Origin of the sequence: Pseudonocardia halophobica (genome assembly GCF_027922425.1) — a bacterium.
GTDB classification, from domain to species: Bacteria; Actinomycetota; Actinomycetes; order Mycobacteriales; family Pseudonocardiaceae; genus Pseudonocardia; species Pseudonocardia halophobica.
Genome location: NZ_BSFQ01000002.1, coordinates 278359 through 298095 on the forward strand (window position 1 = coordinate 278359; position 19737 = coordinate 298095).

The window sequence follows — 19737 nt, forward strand, 5'->3', positions numbered from 1 at the left end:
TCCCGTGCGAAACGGCTTCCCTTAGTGACCGAGCGCGCGATGCTGCGGTCGGCGCCGAAGACGTAATGCGAGCGGTTAGGCGGATCATCGCCCGGCCGGGGACACCTGCCTGCTGGTCGGCGAGCATGCCCCACCGGCCGGCGCACGGTCGCCATGGCCGCGGACGTCCGCGACTACGCCCAGGTCGAGGCTGTTGTCCAGCGCGGGCTCGCCGAGTTCGGCCGCCTCGACGGCGTCGTCGCCGGGATCATCGTCGACACGGCCCCTTTGGGAGCTCAGCCTCGAAGGCTGGAACGACGACATCGCAGGTGGCCGCGGCGGCTCGCTGGTACTCGTCGCCTCCGCGGGCGCCACTAAGGGCTTCCCCAGCATCAGCAACTACGTCGCCGTCAAGCGCGGTGTCGTCGGAATGCTCAACCCGATGGCCGCCGAGCTCGGGCCCCTCGGGATCCGGGTCAACGCGCTGTCCCCCGACCAACGTCGGCACCGACCTGTTCCTGTCCGACAGGCGGACCACCCACGTCGAGAGGGTCGAGTTGACCGGTGAACGCGCTGTCCGGGCGCCCTTCTCAACCGCCGTCGGACGCGGCAGACAGCCCGGCCCGACCATCCTGCAAGGGGTAGGGCCGGGCCGGGCAGGTCAGGTCCGGGACAGCCCCTCGGCGGCATCGGCGTCGTCTGCGCCGGTCTTGCGGTCGGATTCCGTGAGGACGGGCTCGTCCTGCATGCGCCGGTTCTTCGTCTCGCCGAGCGCGACGACACAGATCAAGCTGAGCAGCCCGAACCCGGCGATCATCAGGCCGACGGCGTAGCTGCCAAAGCTGCTGGACAGCTGAGCGGCGACCAGCGGGGAGACGGCACCACCGAGGACGCCGCCGAGGTTGTAGCCCATGCCGGCGCCGGTGTACCGGTAGCGGGTCTGGAACATCTCGGGCAAGTACGCGCCGACGGGCCCGTAGGCGATACCGAAGATCGCGAGCGTGCCGATGAGGCCGATCGCGAATCCGGTCCCGGAGCCGGTGCCCATGATCGGGAACAGGGCGAGCGCCCACGGGATGGACAGGGCACAGCAGGCGAGGATGACGTTGCGGCGCCCGAACCTGTCGGACACGATCCCGGAGATCGCGGTGGTCGCGCCGAACACGACGGCGGCGGCGATGTTGAGGACGAGCACTGTACGCCGGTCCAGGCCCGCACCGGTCTCGCTCGTACCGTAGGTGGTGAGGAACGCGGTGCCCATGTAGAACAGCGCGAACAGTATGGTCAGCACACCACCGCCGAGCAGGACCTCACGCGGCTGCATGCGGAAGACCTCGAGGATCGGCGCCCCGGCGGAGGCGGTCGCCCGCCGCTTCTGGGCATCGCGGAAGGCGGGGGTCTCGTCGATGGTCACCCGCACCCACAGCCCGATGCCGACCAGAACGACGGACAGCAGGAACGGGATCCGCCAGCCCCAGTCGAGGAAGGCGGGCCCGGTGTCGCCGAGCACGGCGTCGATGGCGAGGAAGGTGCCGCTGGACAGCGCGAACGCCAGCGCTGGGCCCAGCTGCGGGAAGATCGCGTAGAGGCCGCGCTTGGTCGGCGGGGCGTACTCGGCGGCGAGCAGGGTCGCACCCGCCCACTCACCGCCGACCGCGAGGCCCTGCAGGAACCGCAGGACGACGAGGATGATCGGGGCCGCGATGCCGAGGGTGGCGGCCCCGGGCAACAGGCCGATCACCATGGTGGAGACACCCATCAGCATCAGCGTGGCGATGAGCGTCTTCTTGCGGCCGAGCCGGTCACCGTAGTGGCCGAACAGGATCGCCCCGAGCGGTCGGGCGATGAACGCGACGGCAAAGGTCGCGAACGAGGCCACGATGCCCGCGGCGGTGCCGAGGGCAGGGAAGAACACCTTCGGGAAGATCAGGGCTGCGGCGGTGCCGTAGATGAAGAAGTCGTAGAACTCGATCGTGGTGCCGGCGCAGCTGGCAAAGGCCACGCGCCGCAGTGGCGTCGAGCGAGTGGTTGTGTGCTCCATTGAGTCTCCTTGATTCAGCAGATCAGAACTGGGGGTGAGTTGTCGTGACGGTCACGGGGTGCTGTGTCCGGTGGCGGTTCATGGGGTGCGGCCGGCTGGTGCGCCGGTGAGCCGGGGAGTGCCGGGGGACAGATCCAGGTCACGCGGGAGGAGTTCGGTCTTGGCACGGCGGTGATGGGCGCGGACCTCCTCCGGCGTCGGGCTGTGCAGGACGGTGCCGTGGCGGACGACGGATACCTGCAGCAGCCGGCCGGGCCTCGTCCGGCCGATCAGGTCCGGGGTGGCGACGACGCGCTCGCGGGCGGCGTGCCCGGCGTCGTCGAGCTCGCGAGAGGCGCGCTTGATCCCACCGATCGACGCCTTGCCGACGCTGCGCTTGGCAACCGGGCGCAGCGGAGCGTCGGCGCCGGGGGCGTCGGCGATCGCGACGAGCTTGTAGATCATCTCGGCGGTGGGCGCGCCGGCGCCCGTGACCAGCCGGGTACCGACACCGAAGGCGTCCACGGGGGCATCGGCGAGCGCGGCGATGCGATGCTCGTCGAGGTCGCCGGTGACCGTGATCCTCGTACCGCGAGCGTCGAGGGAGTCCAGCAGCGTGCGGGCCCGAGCGGCTTCGATGGCCGGATCGCCGGAGTCGATGCGGATCGCGCCGAGGTCGGTGCCGGCCACGTCGATCGCGGTGCGGATCCCGGCGCCGGTGTCGTAGGTGTCGACCAGCAGGGTGGTGCCGGTGCCGAGCGCGGCGACCTGGCCGGCGAACCCGGCCCGCTCGTCGGCGTGGGCGAGAACGAAGGCGTGCCCGCTGGTACCGGTGACGGGCACGCCGTGGCGCAGCCCGGCCTGCAGGTTCGAGGTGGCGGTGAACCCGACCAGGTACGCGGCGCGCGCAGCGGCGACCGCGGCTTCCTCGTGGGTGCGCCGGGATCCCATTTCGATCAGCGGCCGGCCGGCGGCCGCAGTGACCATCCGGGCGGCAGCGGTGGCGATGGCCGAGTCGGCGTTGAGGATGGAGAGGACGAGCGTTTCCAGCAGCACGCACTCGCCGAACGTGCCGGAGACGGTGAGCACCGGCGAGTACGGGAAGTACAGCTCGCCCTCGCGGTAGGCGTCGATGTTGCCGGTGAAGGCGAACTCGGCCAGGTAGGCGGCGGTCGCGTCGTCGGCGACGCCGATGGCGCGCAGCATTGCGATCTGGCCGGCGGTGAACCGGAACTCCTGCAACGCCTCGGTCAGCCGGCCCAGCCCGGCGACGACGCCGTAGCGACGCCCGGCGGGCAGGCGACGGGCGAAGACCTCGAAGGTGGCCCGGTGCGCGGCGGTGCCGTCGGCGAGGGCTGCGCGCAGCATGGTGATCTCGTAGGCGTCGGTGTGCAGGGCCGTCGACGCCCCAGTGGTCGTGAGGGGGGTGACCAACGTGTGCCCCGCGTCGAGGGCACGGCGGTCGATGGTTCCGGTCACGGGCTTCCTTCCAAGGTCGTGTGCGGGTCGGTGTCGTGATCAGTTCCTGCGGCAGGGCAGCGCGCGCAGTTCCTTCGCCGAGACCGGGACCGGGCAGGCCGTCCGGCCGGTGCGTCGCGGCTGCGGCCTCTGGGATCCGCAGAGGCATCGCCTCGAAGAACCCGACAGCGCACTCCTTCAGTCGCGCCCAACCCCGGCGCACGACGATCTCCTGGGTGCGCGCCTCAGCTGTCGTGGACCAGTCTCACGGTGGCCGTTCCTGCGCGACCTCCGTCGACCGGTCGACGGCCGGGCCGATTGCTGGGTCCACCGATCGGCCCCGTACCCCCGCTCGTTCAGATGTGGATCTTGAGTTGCGGCCGCAGTAGATGTTTGTCGTGCTGGATCCGGGTAGGGCTTCAGCGGGACGCGTCCTTCGATCGCTCGACAGTCGGCTCCCCCTGGGTGTCGGACGTCCGGCCGACGGCGACCCGCCGAGGTCGGCGGCAGAGTTCTCCTTTGTCAAGAGGCATCCCAGCCACGCGAACCGAAGGGGAAGAAGAGATGACCGCGTTCTGGACCATGATCCGCAGCACCGCCCGCCGTCTCGACGAGTGGACGCCCGCCGCGTTCACCCCGACGACGTCCATGCAGGACCCGGCGGTGGAACTGGCTCGGCTGACCCAGGGCCGCCTGCCCAGGGACTTTCAGTACCCGGTCGGCTTCCACCGCTGAAGGCTTCGGAGGCGAAGTCCACGCGGCGGACTCGTTCGTAGCCGACGGGAGCGAGGTCGTCCAACCGGGAGCGGCAGCGGCCGCGGGTACGCCCGGTTCACCACGTACGCCTTGTCGATCAGGATCCGGGCGAGGCGACCCGCCCACGGCGCACGGCGTCCGCAGTCACGGTGGCGAGCGTGGCGCGCATGATGTGGCCGACGAAGGGGCGCACGAGCGTCCAGTACCGGGCGAAGCGGCGCGCACTGTCCTGCTCGGTGACCAGGGTGCGGGCCTCGTAGGAGACCAGCGTGCGGGACGTGCCGTAGGGGCGGAGCGAGAAGTTCGCGGCGATCTTGCCCCAGTCCGGTTCGGCGAAGGCCGCGAACCCCTCTGGTGTCATCCCGGTGACGTCGTACCACTCGATCACCGGCTGCCAGAACCGGCCGACCGCACCCAGCGCGATCTCGTGCTCGGCGACCTCGCCGAGGGACAGCCACCCCGGCAGCGACGGTCCACCACGCAGCGGCAGCTGGGCCGGAGGCGCGGGGGAGGCCGGGCGGCCGGCGAGCCGGGCGAGCCGGTCGGGCAGCCCCCGGACGGCCATCGCGGCATCCATCACCGGCGAGTGCACCCGTGCGAGGTCCAGCGCGCACAGCGCCTGCCAGGTCGCCGCGAGGTCCGATTCGGCCACTGTGTGCTCGACGATCGTCGTGTCATACCGAGGCAGGTACCGGTCGATGAGCATCGCGGCCGGCGTCGAGGGTGCGGTCCTGGTCATGGGCGGGCCCTCCGTCGTCACAGCCCTCGACCCTCCTCCGCAGGCCCACAGCGACGTAGAGCCCTTCGTCTCCCTCCGCCGGGATCATCGGCCGACCGCTTCCGGCCCAACGCCACTCCGATGTCGCGGTCCACCGCGTCACAGCCGCCCGGCCATCTCTGGATCCGCCTGCGGCCGAGGGCCCGGATACCTGCCACCAGCTCGCGCGGCGCTCCCAGCTGCACGGGTCAATCCGAATGTGCTCACCGGCCGCATCGGTTGACCGGCTACCTGAACCACCGAAACGCGTAGCTCCCGCGCCGGATCGCCACCGCGAACGGCGAGGCCGGCGGCCCCACCGCGCTGATCGCCGAGCCGAAGCGCCTGCTCGACCAGGGCACGATCAGCCAGACCGAGTACGAGTCGCTGAAGGCAAGCGACGGCCGGTCGCTCGGTGAGCCGGAGCATTGACCGGCGGCGGCGCGGCGGGGCGCGACGCACGTGAGGCCCGGGAGCCCGGCCGCACCACCATCGAACCGGCTCCGGCACCCACCATGAACCCGCACGGGGCATGACGCCGCAACTGTTCCACCTCGCGGCGCCACGCCCGACCGTCGGGCTCAGGGCCGGGTCACACCCGCTCGAAGCCGTGGTAGTGCGCCACGGCCACGCCGTCGCCGATCTGCTTGTACGTGCCGACCCCGCCGAGGAACGGCATGAACACGCGCCGCTTGCCGGGGATGTTGGCGCCCATGTACCAGGACGCGGCCTGCGGCATCAGCGTGGTGTCGGCGATGTCGTTGGTGGCGGCCACCCAGTTGTCCTCGGCGTCCTGCTCGGGCTCGATCCGGGTGAGCCCGCCCGCCCGCATCTGCTCGAGCGCGGCGGTGATCCAGTCCACGTGGTACTCGATCGACGTCATCATGTTCGACAGCACCGACGGGCTCTGCGGCCCGGTGATCGTGAACAGGTTGGGGAAGCCGACCGACATCAGGCCCATGTAGGTGCGCGGGCCGTCCGCCCACTTCTCGCGCAGCGTCAGGTCCCCGTTGCGGATCTCCATGGCGTTGAGCGCGCCGGTCATCGCGTCGAAGCCGGTCGCGAAGACGATCACGTCGACCTCGTGCTCGGTGTCCCCGGCGACGATCCCGTGCGCCGTGACGCGGCGGATCGGCTCGTCGCCCAAGTCCACGAGGGACACGTTGTCCCGGTTGTAGACCTCGAAGTAGCCGGTGTCGACGCACATGCGCTTGCTCGCGATGGGGTAGGTGCGCGGGCTGAGCTTCTCGGCGACCTCCGGATCCTTCACCGTCTCGCGGATGCGGCGGCGGACGTACTCGGCCACGGCCTCGTTCGCCTCGGCGTCGACCAGGACGTCGGCGAACTCGGAGGTGAAGCAGAGCCCGCCCACGTCCCAGCGCAGGGCCAGCCGTCGCTCGACCTCGGCAGGATCGGTCTCGCTGAGCAGGTCGGTGCCGTCGCCGCACTGGAACCCGATCCGCTCCATCCGGCTGAGTGCGCGGAACTCGGGGTAGATCGGCCGGACCTCGGCGAGCCGCTCGTTCGGCCCGTTGTGGGCGGGCACCGCGTACGACGGGGTCCGTTGGAAGACGACGAGGCTGCCGACCTCGGGAGCGATGGCGGTGATCGTCTGCAGTCCGGACGAGCCGGTACCGACCACGGCGACGCGCTTCCCGGCCAGGTCGACGGGCTCGTGCGGCCAGCTGGAGGTCCAGTAGACCTCCCCGGCGAAGTCCTCGAGCCCCTCGAAGCGGGGGCGCGAGGGCACCGACAGGCAGCCGGTCGCCGCGATCACGTAGGTGGCGGTCCGGCTCTGCCCGTCGTCCGTGGTGACGGTCCAGCGGGTCGCGTCCTCGTCCCACACCGCCGACCGCACCCGCCGGTTGAACTCGATCTCGCGGCGCAGGTCGTAGCGGTCGGCGACGTGCCGGGCGTAGTCGAGGAGCTCGGGCTGGGCGGCGTAGCGCTCGCTCCAGTCCCACTCCTGCTCGAGCTCGGGGTCGAAGGAGTAGGAGTACTCGACCGACTCGATGTCGCAACGGGCGCCGGGGTAGCGGTTCCAGTACCAGGTGCCGCCGACGTCGTCGCCCGCCTCGATCACGCGGACGTCGAAACCCGCCTCCCGCAGGCGCTTCAGCTGGTACATGCCGGAGAAGCCGGCCCCGATCACGATCACGTCGTGGTGTGTCACCGCTCAGCCCTCCCGGCCGGTCTCGAGGAACGCCGCGATCTGGCCCGCGACGAGCTTGAGCCCCGTCTCGGCACCCGGCAGCACGTTGATCATCTGGAAGAAGGCGTGCATCTCGCCCTCGGCCTCCTCGAGCACGACGGGGACGCCCGCGCCCCGCAGGGCCTCGGCGTAGGCGACGCCCTCGTCGTGCAGCGGGTCGAACTCGGCGACCACGACGAGCGCGGGCGGCAGCCCCGCGTGGCTCGGCGCGCGCAGCGGGGACGCCTCGGGGTTCGTCCGGGCGGCCGGGTCCGGCAGGTAGTGGTCCCAGAACCAGGCCATGGTGTCCCGGTTGAGCAGGAGCTGGTTCTCGGGGGCCTGGTAGGAGGGGGTGGTGAAGTCGCAGTCGGTCACCGGGTAGACCAGGGCCTGGTAGCCGATCGCGGGACCGCCCCGGTCACGCGCCCGCAGCGTCATGACCGCGGCGATGTTCGCGCCCGCGCTGTCCCCGGCGACGACGAGCGGCACGCCCGCGGGCGCCAGCTCGGTGGCGTGGTCGACGACCCAGGTGAGGCCGGTCCAGCTGTCCTCGATCGCGGTGGGGAAGGGGTGCTCGGGGGCCTTGCGGTAGTTGACCAGGACGACCACGGACCGCGTCAGCTCGGCCAGCCGGCGTCCGATGTGGTCGTACTGCAGGTCGATGTCCCCGAGCACCCACCCGCCGCCGTGGAAGTAGACGACGATCCCCTGCGGCTCACCGAACGGGGTCAGCACCCGGACGCGGAACCGGCCGCCCTCGCCGTCGAGCTTGAGGTTGCGGACCGCGGCGACCTCGGGCCCGGGCCCGCTCAGCCCGGCCATCACCGGACCGTTCAGCCGGGCGACGGCCGGGGTCGACTCGTGGATCGCGGGTCCACCTGCCTCCGCGAGTTGGGCCAGCAGCGCCTGCGACGCCGGTTCGAGCGGCATGCACCTTCTCCTCGTCGAGTTCGGACACGATGCGTCGTCCTGTGACCCGGTCGTCCATGACGCCGATCACGGTTCCGGTGCCACACGGTAGGTCCGCCCGAGGTGCGCGGACAGCGCAGACGGGGCCACATCACGGCCGTTCCGGCCAGCGCTCGTCCACGCGGAGTAATGCAGTCGTTTGCCGGCGGCGGGGCTCGTGACAGACTCGGGGTGCGCGGCGAGGGGGCCAGGCATCAACGGAGGCGGTCATCGATGACGGCGGTTCGCCGGTCGGACACCATGCCGTCGCCCCGCGTCGTCGCCGCGATGACGGACTCCTGGGACCACCCGCGCACGATGGTCGGGGTCTCGATCCTCTGCGAGTGGGCCGCGGTGGCGGGTGTGCCGGCCGAGACGCTGCTGCGGGGCTCGCACATCCCGCCCGCGCTCCTCACGGACCCGGAGCAGCTGATCGAGGCCCGGCAGGAGATCGCGGTGATCCGTGCCCTGCTGCGCACCTTCGGCGACCGCCCGGGCCTGGGGGTGGAGATCGGCAGGCTCTACCACCTCACCGCCTACGGCTACTACGGCTTCCTGCTCGCGTCCTGCTCGTCGGTCCGGGAGACCATGCGGCACGGGTTGCGGTACGCGCCGCTGACCTTCGCCTTCTCCACGATGAGCGTCTACGAGACGGACGCGCCCTCCGTGGTGCAGGACCTGGCGGCAGAGGACGTGCCCCGCGACATCCGGCGCTTCGTGGTGGAGCGGGACCTCGCGGCCGCGGTCCAGCTCCAGCGCGAGCTGCTGCCGTGGCCGCGGCGGTTCCCGCTGCGCGAGGTCCGGCTGGCGGACGACGTCGGGCGTTCGCCGCTGCCAGCGGTGTTCGCCGAGCACTTCGGCGTACCCGTCAGCGGCGGGCACGCCCGCACGGAGCTCGTGTACGACCCCGGCTTCCTCGACGAACCGCTGCCGATGGCCAGCCCGCACACCGCCGCGATGATGATCCAGCAGTGCGAGCGCATCCGCACCGAGCGCCTGCACCGGACCGGCATCGCCGCCCAGGTCCGCGCGCAGCTGTGGGGGCGGGAGTCCCTCGACGTCGGGCTCGAGGAGATCGCCGAGTGCCTGCACTACCCCCCGCGGACACTGCGGCGACGCCTCGCACAGGAGGGCACGAGCTTCCGGGCGATCCTCGACGAGGTGCGCTGGACCGTCGCCGAGGAGCTCCTGCGGACCCCGGCCGTCTCCCGTGGCGAGATCGCCCGGCGGCTGGGCTACCGGGACTGGTCGAGCTACCTGCGTGCGCGCCGCCGCTGGCAGGGACGGACGAGCGCCTGAGGGCGACACCCCCGGTGGTCTCTGGTCCAAGGTTGTTGCCGGGGAAGGCGTGGAACGGCGCGTGTGCCTGGGCGCGTACCCGGCGGGCTCAGGCAGGTGTGGGTCTCGGGTGCGACGGACGGCCGGTGCCGGACCGCCCGTCCCGACTCAGCGGTCGGTCGGGCCCGGTCGGGCGGACCCGGTGGCGGTCAGAGTGCGCCGGCGGCGGCGTGCAGGTTCTTGGCCGCCAGGGCGAGGCCCTCGGTCTGGGAGTAGGCGGCGTCCTCGTGCTCGATGTTGACCGCCATGTCCGGGTGGACCTCGGCGAGCGCGCGCAGGAACTCGGTCCAGTAGGCCACGTCGTGGCCCTCGCCGACGGCGACGAACTTCCAGGCGGGGTTCTCCGGCCAGGCGTTGCACCAGAAGCCGTAGCCGGTGGGGACCTTGTTCTCCGCGTCGGCCGGCACGCGGGTGAAGCTGGTGTCGAGCACGCCGCGGATGTCCACGCCGGGCTGGATGGCGGCGTCCTTGGCGGCGGCGTGGAAGACCAACGGACCGAGCCACTTGATGCAGGCCACGACGTCCATGCCCTGCCACATCAGGTGCGAGGGGTCCATCTCGGCGCCGACGTGGGTGGCGCCGATGTCGTCGACCAGCTTCTTCAGCGTGACGGGGGAGAAGACCAGGTTGTGCGGGTGCATCTCGATGGCGACCCGGACGTCGTTCTCCCGGGCGAGTGCGTCGATCTCGCTCCAGAACTCGCGGGCGACGCCCCACTGGTAGTCCAGGACGTCCATGTAGACGCCGTCCCACGGGTTGACCACCCAGGAGGGGTACTTGGCGTCGGGGTCCGAGCCGGGGGTGCCGGACATGGTGACCACGTGCTTCACGCCGAGCAGGCCGGCGAGGCGGATGGTGCGGCGGAGGTCGTCGGCGTGCTTGGGGCCGACGCCGGGCAGCGGGTTGAGTGGGTTGCCGTTGCAGTTCAGCCCGGTCAGCTCCAGGCCGCGCTCGGCGAACACGGCGAGGTACTCCTCGCGGGCCTTCGCGGAGGTCAGGAGCAGGTCGACGTTGCAGTGCGGGGCCGGGATGAACCCGCCGGTGTTGACCTCGACGGAGGTCAGCCCGTTGGCCTTCAGGACGTCGAGGGCCTCGGTGAGGGTGTGGTCGTGCAGGCAGGCGGTGTAGGCGCCGAGCTTGAGGGCCATGATCGGGATCCTTCGGTGAGGGGTCAGACGGAGGGGACGTCGACGGCGGCGCCGCCGTTCTCGGCGGATTGCACGACGGCCTGCATGATCTCCATCGTGCGCAGGGCGTCGGCGAAGGTCGCGCACGCCGGGATCGGGTCGAACACGCCCGCGACCTGGTCGAGGAACGCGCGCGCCTGGTAGGTGAAGTTCTCGCTGTTGCCGCCGCCGACGCCGGGGGCCTCCATCGGCATGCCGCCCTTGAAGTAGGGCAGCTGCGGGCCGGCGATGATCTGCCGGGCGCCCTGGGTGCGGGCCTCGGGCTGGGCGTCGTCGAACAGGTACTCGGCGGGGCGGTTCTGGTCGAACGCGGCGCGCCCGCCCACGCCGAGGACGTCGAAGCCCAGACCGTTGGGCAGGCCGAACGCGGTGCGGGACACCGAGAAGCTGCCGACCAGGCCGGAGGCGAAGCGGGCGGTGAAGGTCGCGGAGTCCTCGTTCTCGACCTCGCCGAGCTCGTCGGAGACCGGGGCGGCGTTGTGCCCGACGACCGCGCCCAGCGGTAGCGGGCGCTTGCCGATCTGCGTGGAGAGCGCGGCGCCGGCGACCGACACGATCGGGCCGGCGACGTACTCGGCCGTGTCGATCACGTGCGAGCCGATGTCACCCAGCGCGCCCGACCCCTTCGGGCCCGTGAACCGCCAGCTCAGCGGGCCGCGGGGGTCGGTGGCGTAGTCGCACCAGTAGCGGCCCTGGAAGACCGAGAGAGCGCCCAGCTCGCCGGCCCGGACGTGGTCGCGGATCGCGGCGATGGAGGGGTTGCGCCGGAAGGTGTACCCGACCGCGGTGACCAGGTCGGTCGAGCGCTCCAGCGCGACCATGGCGCGGGCGTCGTCGAGCGAGCCGGCGAGGGGCTTCTCGCACAGGACGTGCTTGCCCGCCGCGACCAGGGCCTCGGCGATCGGCCGGTGCAGGTCGTTGCCCACGACGATGCTGACCGCGTCGATGGTCGGGTCCTCGGCGACCTGCTCCCACGAGGAGTAGGCCTGCTCGTAGCCGTAGCGGCGGGCGGCGTCCTCGCCGAGCTCGACGTTGGCGTCGGCGATCGCGGCCAGCCGGATCTCCGGCAGACCGGGGCCGAAGACGGTGCCGGCGTTGCGGTACGCGGCGGCGTGGCTGCGGCCGGCCATTCCGGCGCCGATGACGGCGACGGACAGGGGTCGGTCGGTCTGGGGCTGCGTGGACATCTTGTGCCTTTCGACGCGTGCGGCGTGCCAGACGGGGCCGTCTGGAACGTTCTGGTCCCGGTACGGCGAAGCGGCCGTTATTTCCACCGGAACGTTCCAGTTGAGCGACACGGACGGTAGGGTCTCCGTCGTCACCATGTCAAGACAAAGTTGGAGCCTGGTGCATACCGGGTGAGCGGAGGTGCACGTGGCGTCGAAGACCGGGCGGGTCACGATCGTGGACGTCGCGCGAGTCGCAGGCACCTCCGTGTCCTCGGCCTCCGTGGCCCTGCGCGGCGAGCCCGGCGTCTCGGAAGACACCCGCCGCCGGATCCTCGACACCGCCCGGCGGCTCGGCTACCGACCCGACCAGCGCGCACGGACTCTGCGCGAGCAGCAGTCCCGGCTGCTCGGCGTCACGTACACGGTGTCGCAGGCCTTCCACGCCGAGGTCGTCGAACACCTGTACCGAGCCGTCGCCGACAGCGGCTACGACCTCGTACTCTCCGCGACGACGCGCGGGCGCGGTGAGCTCGAGGCGATCGAGAGTCTGGTGCAGGACCGCTGTGCCGCGCTGGTGCTGGTCAGTCCCGAGATGGGCAGCCACGACCTCGCCGCGGTCAGTCGGAGGGTCCCGACGGTGCTGGTGGGGTCGGAGCTGCGTGCCGAGTCCGTCGACTCCGTGCGCGCCGACGACCGCCGAGGCGTCGCGCTCGCCGTCGAGCACCTCGTTGCGGCGGGCCACCACGACATCCACTACGTCGACGGCGGCCGGGCGATCATGAGCGACACCCGGCGGGAGGGCTACCTCGAGGCGATGGCGGCGCACGGTCTGGCCGCGTGCGCCCGGGTCGTCGAGGGGCACGCCGACGAGGAGTCCGGCGTCGCCGCGGCCACCGAGCTGCTGGCCGCTCCCCACCGCCCGACCGCAGTGCTGGCGCACAACGACATGACCGCCTTCGGCCTCCTGCTGACCCTGCGGATGCGCGGCATCGACGTCCCTGGCGAGCTCTCGGTCGTCGGCTACGACGACACCCGGCTCGCCTCGCTGCGCAACGTCGAGCTCACCTCGGTCAGTCAGGATCCGGCCGCCCTCGCCGCCGCCGCCGTCCGCTGCGCGATCACCCGGGCCGAGGGGCGGGAGGCACCGGCGGGGGAGTACGTCACCCCACCGCGGCTCGTCACGCGCGGGAGCTCGGGAGCTGCGCCCGTGCCGTCCCACTAGCTTCTTCCGGCGCGGGTTCGTCGACAGGCAGGCCCAGTAGGAGCACTCGCCGCCGACGGGTTCCCGCTCGATGAGGCCGTGGTCAACCCGCCACGAACCACCTGGTCGGCGACGTTCTCGCCGACCGATCCGGCATCGATCACGACGACGTCGAAGGTCGCAGTGCTCGTGTCCCTCCTTCCTCCTCAGTGCTCCTTCGTGCCGCGACCGAGGCGCAGCGCCGAGACGAGGAAGAAGATTCCGCCGAGGGTGGCGTAGCCGGCCACGTTGACCAGCGACGGGTTCGCTGCGCCCGCCATGAGGAGGAACCCGCTGCCGGCGATCACGGAGATACCGCCGCTGAGCATCATCGGCCACTGCCCACCCAGCGCACGCCGGTTGATCCCGACGACGAGCTGGATCAGACCGGCGACGACGGCCCACGCGCCCCAGACCCGCAGGACCGCGGGGATGCCCGAGGCGGCGGCGATGGCCAGTCCGAGTGCGGCGAGGAGGCTGATGGCGATGTTGAGGTACAGCCCCCGGGACGACGACGTCGACCCCGTCGACCTCGACACCCGTGCGTCGACGACGGCGGAGGCCACGTCGAACAGCGGGTAGAGCACGACCAGGACGGCGACGGCAGGCCCGAACTCAGGCCCCGTCAGGGCCAGCAGGGCCGCCCAGACGATTGCGAACCCGAACCGGCCGAAATAGAGCCGCCGCAGAGCCGGGGCGAACCCGGGAGCGGCGGAGGTGACAGCGGTACTCATGGAAGCTCCTCGAGGACGAGCAGGCGGCGAATGAGGGAGAACGTTCTGTCTCGCGACGTGGTCGACGGTCACAGAAGGAGGTGAGCGTGTCAAGACTGAACGTTCTATCTGGTAGGTTTCGTTCATGGAGCGCAGCGTCAGTGCTCGGCCGTCCGAGGCGCGTTCACGGCTGCTCGACACCGCGAGCCGGATCTTCTATGCCGACGGGCTGCACACGGTGCCGGTCGATCGGATCCTGGCGGAGGCCAACACGACCCGGGCGACGTTCTACCGCCACTTCCCGGGCAAGGAGGACCTGGTGGTCGCCTACCTCGAGGGAGCCGATCGCCACCTCCGGGACCGTCTCGGGGAGACCCAGGCGGCTCGCCGGTCGGCGGAGGAGGCCGTGCGTGCGATCGCCGCGGACATCGCCGCGGACATCCGGATGCCGGGCTTCCGCGGCTGCGCCTTCCTCAATGCTGCGGCGGAGTACCCCGACCCGGCGCACCCCGTGCATCGACGGGTGGTCGCTCACCGTGAGTGGTTCCTGAGTGCACTGTCGGATCTGTTCGCCCGGATCGGGGATCGGCTCGCCGAGCCTGCCGCACGACACTTCGTCATGCTGCGGGACGGCGCGATGGCAGCCGGCTGCCTGTCCGAGCCGGCAGCCGTGTGCAAGACCTTCCTCGACGGCGTCGAAGGACTTCTGTGGTCCCGTTCCGTCCCGGGTGCGCCGCGAGGCTGAGCGCGGCGCGAGCCCGACCACCCGGTGGCGGGCCCCGGCGCTGACGCTCGGTGAGTCAGCGAAGCCGGCCGAGCCGCCCGTCTCGCCCAGCGAGGCGTGCGGCGACGCGCGACGATAGATCCAGGTACGCGACCAGCCGCGGCTGACGAGTGTCGGGGAGCAGCGCATGGCGGAGGAGTTCCGGGACCGCGACGGATCGCACGAGCAGACCGATCACGAGCAGGCGCACGAGCCGTCCGAGATCACCTACGCGGAGTATCTGCACCCCGCGCGGCCGCGCAGCCTGCGCCATCGCGCGCGGGTGAAGTCGCCGTTCGCGCGCCGGTCGGTGGCGCAGGACGGGCCGGCGACGGGGGAGAACCCGGCGTATGTCGACTGGCTGCTCAGCCAGTCGATGCTCGCCGACGCCAACGAGATCGCCCGGCAGTTCTCCGGCCAGGGCACGATGTGGCAGAACCCGTTCGCCGCTCCGGGGCCGCGTCACGCCGTCGAGACGGCGTCGGTGTGGTTCACCGCGTACCCGATTTCGTTGATCACGCGGTCCGGGGAGTCCTTCCTCGGCGCGCTGGGGGACGAGGAGCTGTGGAAGGCGTTCGCCGCGATCGGGATCGAGGGGGTCCACACCGGGCCGGTCAAGCGCGCCGGTGGTATCTCCGGCTGGCAGTACACGCCCAGCGTGGACGGCCACTTCGACCGGATCAGCACCCAGCTCGACCCGGCCTTCGGCACGGAGTCGGAGTTCCGGGCGATGTGCGGGATGGCGACCTGGTACGGCGGCACGATCATCGACGACGTGGTGCCCGGGCACACCGGCAAGGGCGCGGACTTCCGGCTCGCGGAGATGAAGTACGGCGACTATCCCGGCATCTATCACATGGTCGAGGTCGAGCCCGAGGACTGGGGGCACCTGCCCGACGTCCCGCAGGGGCGGGACTCGGTCAACATCGACACCTCGACGGAGGACTGGCTGGAGAAGGCCGGCTACATCATCGGCCGGCTGCAGCGGGTGATCTTCTTCGCCGAGGGTGTCAAGGAGACGAACTGGAGCGCCACGCGGCCGGTCGTCGGGGCGGACGGTGTGGAGCGCCGGTGGGTGTACCTGCACTACTTCAAGGACGGCCAGCCCTCGATCAACTGGCTCGACCCGACCTTCGCCGGGATGCGGATGGTGATGGGCGACGCCCTGCACTCGCTGACCGACCTCGGCTCCGGCGGGCTGCGCCTGGACGCCAACGGCTTCCTGGGGGTGGAGAAGAGCACCGAGGGCATGCCGGCGTGGTCGGAGGGCCATCCGCTGTCCGAGGCGGCCAACCAGCTCATCGGCAGCATGGTCCGCAAGGTCGGCGGGTTCACCTTCCAGGAGCTGAACCTGACCATCGACGACATCAGGATCACCTCCGAGGCGGGCGCGGACCTGTCCTACGACTTCATCAACCGGCCCGCCTACCACCACGCCTTCGCCACCGGCGACACGGAGTTCCTCCGGCTGACCCTGCGCAGCTCGCTCGACTGCGGTGTCGACCCGGCCTCGCTCGTGCACGCCCTGCAGAACCACGACGAACTCACCTACGAGCTCGTCCACTGGGCGTCCGGCCACAAGGACGACGTCTACACCTACAAGGGCGAACAGATCACCGGGGGCGAGCTGGCCGAGACGATCCGCGCGGACCTCGTCGCGCACCTCACCGGCCCGCAGCGCCCCTACAACCTGATCTTCACCACGAACGGGATCGCCTGCACGACCGCGTCGGTCATCGCCGCGGTGCTCGGCTTCCCCACCCTGGATGCGATCGACGACGGCGAGGACCGCGACCGCATCCGGCGGGCGCACCTGCTGCTGGCCATGTTCAACGCCCTGCAGCCCGGGGTGTTCGCGCTGTCGGGCTGGGACTTGTGCGGCATGCTCACCCTCCCGCACGAGGACGTCGCCGAGCTCATCGAGGGAGGCGACACCCGCTGGATCCACCGTGCCGCCCACGACCTGATGGGCGTGGCCCCGCGGACCCGCAAGTCCGAGGCCGGTATGCCCCGCGGGCGCAGCCTCTACGGGTCCCTGCCCGCGCAGCTCGAGGACGAGACCAGCTTCGTCCGCCAACTCCAGGCGATCCTCGCCGTCCGCCGCCACTACGGCATCGCGACCAGCCGCCAGGTCGACGTCCCCGACGTCTCCCACAAGGGCATGCTGGTCCTCGTCCACGAGCTCGACGATCCCGGGCACCTGCAGCTGACCGTACTCAACTTCGCCAACGAGCCGATCTGGGGCACCGTGCGCTCGGAAGCCCTGCCCTCTGGCGGCCAGGTCTGCAACATGTTCAACGAGGAGCCCCTGGGGACCGTGGACGACCTGCAGAGCTTCGGCGTCGAACTCGCCCCGCACCAGGGCATGTCACTGCTCGTGCGGCCTCCGGAGCCCGAGGAGGCGCACTGAGTGCGACGGCTACCGGGGCACCATCGGAGGTCCTCGCGAGGCAGCGTCCAGGCGTATCGAATGGCGGCGGGATGAGGACGTCGGGCGAGGAGTGATGGGCTGCTCGTCGAGCGGCTTCGTCGAGAGCGCCCAGCTCGTCGGCGTCTCGGCGCTGGAGGGCTGGCTGGCCGAGCACTGCTCCTCGCGCCTCTTCCTGTGTACGACGCGAAGCGACGAGGTCGTACTGCGCGCCGCGGCCTCGCGGGGCGTTCCCCTCGACCATCTTCGGATCGGCGGCGAGCGACCGACGACACCGCTCGCGACAAGCACGCGAGTGAGGACGCGCAGCGTGTCCAAGACACGCGCCTGCGCCGAACTCGGCGGTCTGCACGAGGACTTCCTGCTCCTCGACGATGCGCAAGCGCTCCGGCTGGCCTACGACGACCATGACCGTCTCGTTGTCGGTTTCGTCGAGCCCGAGGACGCGGTGAACCGCTATCGCCTGATTCGTGACGTGCTCTGGGTGGCAGCCGGCCAGGCCGACAGGCACTTCCTCCGATCGAGCTCGACGAGCTAGTTCGGGAAGCTCCGGCACCTCTCGTCGCGATGCGGTCGCTCAGGTCGACGGCGGCCGGTATCGGACATCCCGCTGCGTGGCCTCGTCCAGCTGCTCGGGTGTCAGCAGGACGGTCGTCCGCGAGATCGCGGCACCGGAGGCGGCCGTCCGGAGGCTCAGGGCTGCCGCAGCGACGTCGTCCGGTACCTCGCCGATGACGACCACGTCGTGGGGCCCGAACGCGAAATAGCAGGCCTCGACCCGTCCGCCGACGCTCTCCACCGCCTCGACGATCGCTGCCCGCCGCGCGCTGCCGCCCTGGTCGAGCACACCGCGCGCCCCGTCGGGCGAATAGCTCACCTGCCACAGGTACCTCGGCATCGTCGCCACGCCTTCCTCGGGGGTGGGCCGTGACGAGCCATCCTCCACCACCTGAGCCGCCCGCGCGAGAACCCGTGCCGGGCGAGATCTCCCGTGCGGGCGCCCCGTCCTCCGATCGCCCGACAGCCGGATCCCCTTGCGTATCGGGCCGCGGGCCGACGGTGGGAGGCCGGGATCGGCGGCAGAGTTCCCCCATCACCGACCACACCAGGCCACTCGTGAAGGGGAACCACGTGAGCAGCGCAGCCACATCCGCCGTCCCGACCACCCGGGCTCATCGTCGTCGGCTCCGCGACGTCGACGACGCCCTGCAGGGCGTCGCGACCTCCTCGAGCGTCCGCCCGCCGGCCGAGCGGCTCACCGGGCCGCCGGAGGACCTCGTCCACGCCATCGACGGCACTCGCCCGCTCACCGCCGCTGACCGACGAGTGTCGCGATGAGCGCGCTCCGGCTGTCCGCCCGCCTGGACCGCCTGCCGATCGGCCGGTTCCACCGCCGGGTGCTGCTCGCTCTCGCCGTCGCCTTCGTCTTCGAGTTCGGCGACCTCAACACCTTCGCCTACGCCGCGCCGGCGCTGCAGCAGCACCTGCACCTGACGGTGGCCGAGATCGCCTTCGTCACCTCCGCCGCCTTCCTCGGCATGTTCCTCGGCGCGGTCGGCGGCGGCCGCTTCGCCGACGCCGTCGGCCGCCGGCGCGCCCTGCTCCTGTCGGTGACCTTCTTCTCGGTCAGCTCGCTGCTCAACGCGGTGGTGTCGACCGTGCCGACCCTGGCCGCGGCGCGGCTCCTCACCGGCATCGGGCTGTCGGCGATGACCATCGCCGCGACTGCGTACCTCTGCGAGGTCATGCCGGCGCGGCTGCGCGGCCGGATGCAGTCGGCCGTGATGGCCATCGGGCTGGTCGGTATCCCGATCATGTCCTTCGCCGCACGCGGGATCGTCCCGCTCGGCACCGAGACCTGGCGCTGGGTCTTCGTCTTCGGCGCCCTGGGGGTGCTCGCCCTGCCTCTCATCGCCCGGCTGCCGGAGAGCCCCCGCTGGCTGCACCAGCACGGCATGCACGAGCGGGCCGCCGCCGCGGTCGACCGGATCGAGAAGGCCACCGCTGCCGATCCCGGCTCACTACCTCCGCTGCCCCCGACGCCGGACGTGGCCCCGTCCACGTCGCGCCCCGGCTACCGTGCCCTGTTCCGCGGGCCCCTCGGCCGTCGCACGCTGATGCTCGCCGTCGTCTGGGTCTTCCAGACCCTCGGGTTCTACGGCTTCGTCGCCTGGGTGCCCACCCTGCTCGCCGCGCACGGCTTCGACCTGGTGCACAGCCTGACCTTCTCGGCCCTGACCACCCTCGGCGCCGTGCCCGGGGCGCTGCTGGCCTGGCCGCTCTCGGACCGCTTCGGCCGCAAGACGCCCATCGCGCTGATCGCCACCGGCATCGCCGCCTGCGGCCTGGCCTACGGCCTGACCTTCAACCCGGTGGCGATCGTCGTCTTCGGCTTCCTGGTCAACGCGCTCACCCAGACGTTCGCCGCGCTGCTGTACGCCTACACCCCGGAGCTGTACCCCACCGAGCTGCGCAGCTCCGGCAACGGCCTGGTCTACGGCGTCGGCCGGCTGGCCAACATCCTCGGTCCGATGATCGTCGCCGCCGTCTTCGGGACGTTCGGCTACAGCCCGGTCTTCCTCTACATCGCCGGCTCCTGGGCGATCGTCGCCCTCACCGTCGCCCTGTTCGGCCCGCGGACCGGGATGCAGCAGCTGGAGAACCTCCAGGGTGCAGATTCCGCGCCCGCGCAGTCGGTCCTGCCGGGCCCGCCGGTTCCGGCGACCCGCTAGCTCGGGCTCCCATCCGTAGCCCGTTGCGTCAGACCACCGAGATGTGGACCTTCCGAGG

At 71.3% G+C, this 19737-nt stretch carries 18 protein-coding genes; 9 read left to right on the forward strand and 9 right to left on the reverse strand.

Translation table 11 applies throughout. The features are described 5' to 3' along the window. The first annotated feature begins 193 nt into the window (after positions 1 to 193). Positions 194 to 547, forward strand: a complete 354-nt coding sequence (locus PKE99_RS38925) for an SDR family oxidoreductase (RefSeq protein WP_197040420.1) — start codon at positions 194 to 196, stop codon at positions 545 to 547. Between the two features lie 93 nt (positions 548 to 640). Here the strand turns inward: PKE99_RS38925 and PKE99_RS03690 are convergent, their stop codons facing one another. Both PKE99_RS03690 and PKE99_RS03695 read right to left on the reverse strand, forming a co-directional pair. Further along, complete coding sequence (locus tag PKE99_RS03690) at positions 641 to 2020, reverse strand: MFS transporter (RefSeq protein ID WP_081923689.1); 1380 nt, start codon at positions 2018 to 2020, stop codon at positions 641 to 643. A 78-nt stretch (positions 2021 to 2098) separates the two neighbouring features. Beyond that, positions 2099 to 3433 (reverse strand): nicotinate phosphoribosyltransferase, encoded by a 1335-nt coding sequence (locus tag PKE99_RS03695; RefSeq protein ID WP_037040345.1) that lies wholly within the window; start codon positions 3431 to 3433, stop codon positions 2099 to 2101. 588 nt (positions 3434 to 4021) lie between these two features. Here PKE99_RS03695 and PKE99_RS03700 point away from each other — a divergent pair. Further along, entirely contained in the window at positions 4022 to 4192 is a 171-nt protein-coding gene (locus tag PKE99_RS03700) for a hypothetical protein (RefSeq protein ID WP_156067058.1), read from the forward strand. Between the two features lie 118 nt (positions 4193 to 4310). On the opposite strand, the gene PKE99_RS03705 is transcribed toward PKE99_RS03700, so the two are convergent. The 3 genes from PKE99_RS03705 to PKE99_RS03715 all read right to left on the reverse strand — a co-directional run bounded on the left by PKE99_RS03705 (position 4311) and on the right by PKE99_RS03715 (position 8091). Then, positions 4311 to 4952 carry a hypothetical protein gene (locus PKE99_RS03705; RefSeq protein ID WP_037039870.1) on the reverse strand — a complete coding sequence of 214 codons (642 nt, stop codon included), beginning with the start codon at positions 4950 to 4952 and terminating at the stop codon, positions 4311 to 4313. Between the two features lie 610 nt (positions 4953 to 5562). Beyond that, positions 5563 to 7143, reverse strand: a complete 1581-nt coding sequence (locus PKE99_RS03710) for a flavin-containing monooxygenase (protein WP_037039873.1) — start codon at positions 7141 to 7143, stop codon at positions 5563 to 5565. Positions 7144 to 7146: 3 nt separating this feature from the next. Further along, a complete protein-coding gene (locus tag PKE99_RS03715; RefSeq protein WP_037039875.1) occupies positions 7147 to 8091 on the reverse strand; it encodes an alpha/beta hydrolase in 945 nt (314 codons plus the stop codon). 252 nt (positions 8092 to 8343) lie between these two features. Here PKE99_RS03715 and PKE99_RS03720 point away from each other — a divergent pair, with 252 nt between their 5' ends. Next, entirely contained in the window at positions 8344 to 9408 is a 1065-nt protein-coding gene (locus tag PKE99_RS03720) for an AraC family transcriptional regulator (protein ID WP_037039876.1), read from the forward strand. Positions 9409 to 9596: 188 nt separating this feature from the next. Here PKE99_RS03720 and PKE99_RS03725 read toward each other — a convergent pair whose 3' ends face one another. Together PKE99_RS03725 and PKE99_RS03730 are read right to left on the reverse strand one after the other, a co-directional pair. Continuing rightward, the gene (locus tag PKE99_RS03725) at positions 9597 to 10595 is read right to left on the reverse strand and encodes a sugar phosphate isomerase/epimerase family protein (RefSeq protein WP_037039878.1); all 999 of its coding nucleotides are present in this window, start codon (positions 10593 to 10595) and stop codon (positions 9597 to 9599) included. 23 nt (positions 10596 to 10618) lie between these two features. Further along, a complete protein-coding gene (locus PKE99_RS03730) occupies positions 10619 to 11821 on the reverse strand; it encodes a Gfo/Idh/MocA family protein (RefSeq protein WP_037039884.1) in 1203 nt (400 codons plus the stop codon). A gap of 187 nt (positions 11822 to 12008) precedes the next feature. Between PKE99_RS03730 and PKE99_RS03735 the strand changes: the two genes are divergently transcribed. Then, on the forward strand, positions 12009 to 13025 hold the full coding sequence (locus PKE99_RS03735) for a LacI family DNA-binding transcriptional regulator (RefSeq protein ID WP_231498019.1): 1017 nt from the start codon (positions 12009 to 12011) through the stop codon (positions 13023 to 13025). A 185-nt stretch (positions 13026 to 13210) separates the two neighbouring features. Here PKE99_RS03735 and PKE99_RS03740 read toward each other — a convergent pair whose 3' ends face one another. Further along, complete coding sequence (locus PKE99_RS03740; RefSeq protein WP_037039886.1) at positions 13211 to 13777, reverse strand: hypothetical protein; 567 nt, start codon at positions 13775 to 13777, stop codon at positions 13211 to 13213. A 124-nt stretch (positions 13778 to 13901) separates the two neighbouring features. On the opposite strand from PKE99_RS03740, the gene PKE99_RS03745 reads away from it, so the two are divergent. From PKE99_RS03745 to PKE99_RS03755, 3 genes are all read left to right on the forward strand, one after another. Continuing rightward, positions 13902 to 14501 carry a TetR/AcrR family transcriptional regulator gene (locus PKE99_RS03745; protein WP_037039888.1) on the forward strand — a complete coding sequence of 200 codons (600 nt, stop codon included), beginning with the start codon at positions 13902 to 13904 and terminating at the stop codon, positions 14499 to 14501. A 166-nt stretch (positions 14502 to 14667) separates the two neighbouring features. Further along, positions 14668 to 16929, forward strand: coding sequence for a maltose alpha-D-glucosyltransferase (gene treS / locus PKE99_RS03750; protein WP_037039890.1), 2262 nt, complete (start codon positions 14668 to 14670; stop codon positions 16927 to 16929). A gap of 94 nt (positions 16930 to 17023) precedes the next feature. Next, the gene (locus PKE99_RS03755) at positions 17024 to 17485 is read left to right on the forward strand and encodes a DUF6879 family protein (RefSeq protein WP_156067061.1); all 462 of its coding nucleotides are present in this window, start codon (positions 17024 to 17026) and stop codon (positions 17483 to 17485) included. A gap of 39 nt (positions 17486 to 17524) precedes the next feature. Here PKE99_RS03755 and PKE99_RS03760 read toward each other — a convergent pair whose 3' ends face one another. Next, complete coding sequence (locus tag PKE99_RS03760) at positions 17525 to 17845, reverse strand: GYD domain-containing protein (protein ID WP_037040347.1); 321 nt, start codon at positions 17843 to 17845, stop codon at positions 17525 to 17527. Positions 17846 to 18078: 233 nt separating this feature from the next. Between PKE99_RS03760 and PKE99_RS03765 the strand changes: the two genes are divergently transcribed. After that, positions 18079 to 18285, forward strand: coding sequence for a hypothetical protein (locus tag PKE99_RS03765; protein ID WP_271214840.1), 207 nt, complete (start codon positions 18079 to 18081; stop codon positions 18283 to 18285). Then, positions 18282 to 19679 (forward strand): MFS transporter, encoded by a 1398-nt coding sequence (locus PKE99_RS03770; protein WP_051736665.1) that lies wholly within the window; start codon positions 18282 to 18284, stop codon positions 19677 to 19679. Before PKE99_RS03765 ends, PKE99_RS03770 begins: the two co-directional genes overlap by 4 nt. Positions 19680 to 19737 lie beyond the last annotated feature (58 nt).

Coding starts and splice junctions, on each gene's coding strand:
- PKE99_RS03690 (WP_081923689.1), bottom strand. CDS start 2,020: ATGGAGCACACAACCACTCGCTCGACGCCACTGCGGCGCGTGGCCTTT.
- PKE99_RS03700 (WP_156067058.1), top strand. CDS start 4,022: ATGACCGCGTTCTGGACCATGATCCGCAGCACCGCCCGCCGTCTCGAC.
- PKE99_RS03705 (WP_037039870.1), bottom strand. CDS start 4,952: ATGACCAGGACCGCACCCTCGACGCCGGCCGCGATGCTCATCGACCGG.
- PKE99_RS03715 (WP_037039875.1), bottom strand. CDS start 8,091: ATGCCGCTCGAACCGGCGTCGCAGGCGCTGCTGGCCCAACTCGCGGAG.
- PKE99_RS03720 (WP_037039876.1), top strand. CDS start 8,344: ATGACGGCGGTTCGCCGGTCGGACACCATGCCGTCGCCCCGCGTCGTC.
- PKE99_RS03725 (WP_037039878.1), bottom strand. CDS start 10,595: ATGGCCCTCAAGCTCGGCGCCTACACCGCCTGCCTGCACGACCACACC.
- PKE99_RS03730 (WP_037039884.1), bottom strand. CDS start 11,821: ATGTCCACGCAGCCCCAGACCGACCGACCCCTGTCCGTCGCCGTCATC.
- PKE99_RS03740 (WP_037039886.1), bottom strand. CDS start 13,777: ATGAGTACCGCTGTCACCTCCGCCGCTCCCGGGTTCGCCCCGGCTCTG.
- PKE99_RS03745 (WP_037039888.1), top strand. CDS start 13,902: ATGGAGCGCAGCGTCAGTGCTCGGCCGTCCGAGGCGCGTTCACGGCTG.
- treS (WP_037039890.1), top strand. CDS start 14,668: ATGGCGGAGGAGTTCCGGGACCGCGACGGATCGCACGAGCAGACCGAT.
- PKE99_RS03755 (WP_156067061.1), top strand. CDS start 17,024: ATGGGCTGCTCGTCGAGCGGCTTCGTCGAGAGCGCCCAGCTCGTCGGC.
- PKE99_RS03760 (WP_037040347.1), bottom strand. CDS start 17,845: ATGCCGAGGTACCTGTGGCAGGTGAGCTATTCGCCCGACGGGGCGCGC.
- PKE99_RS03770 (WP_051736665.1), top strand. CDS start 18,282: ATGAGCGCGCTCCGGCTGTCCGCCCGCCTGGACCGCCTGCCGATCGGC.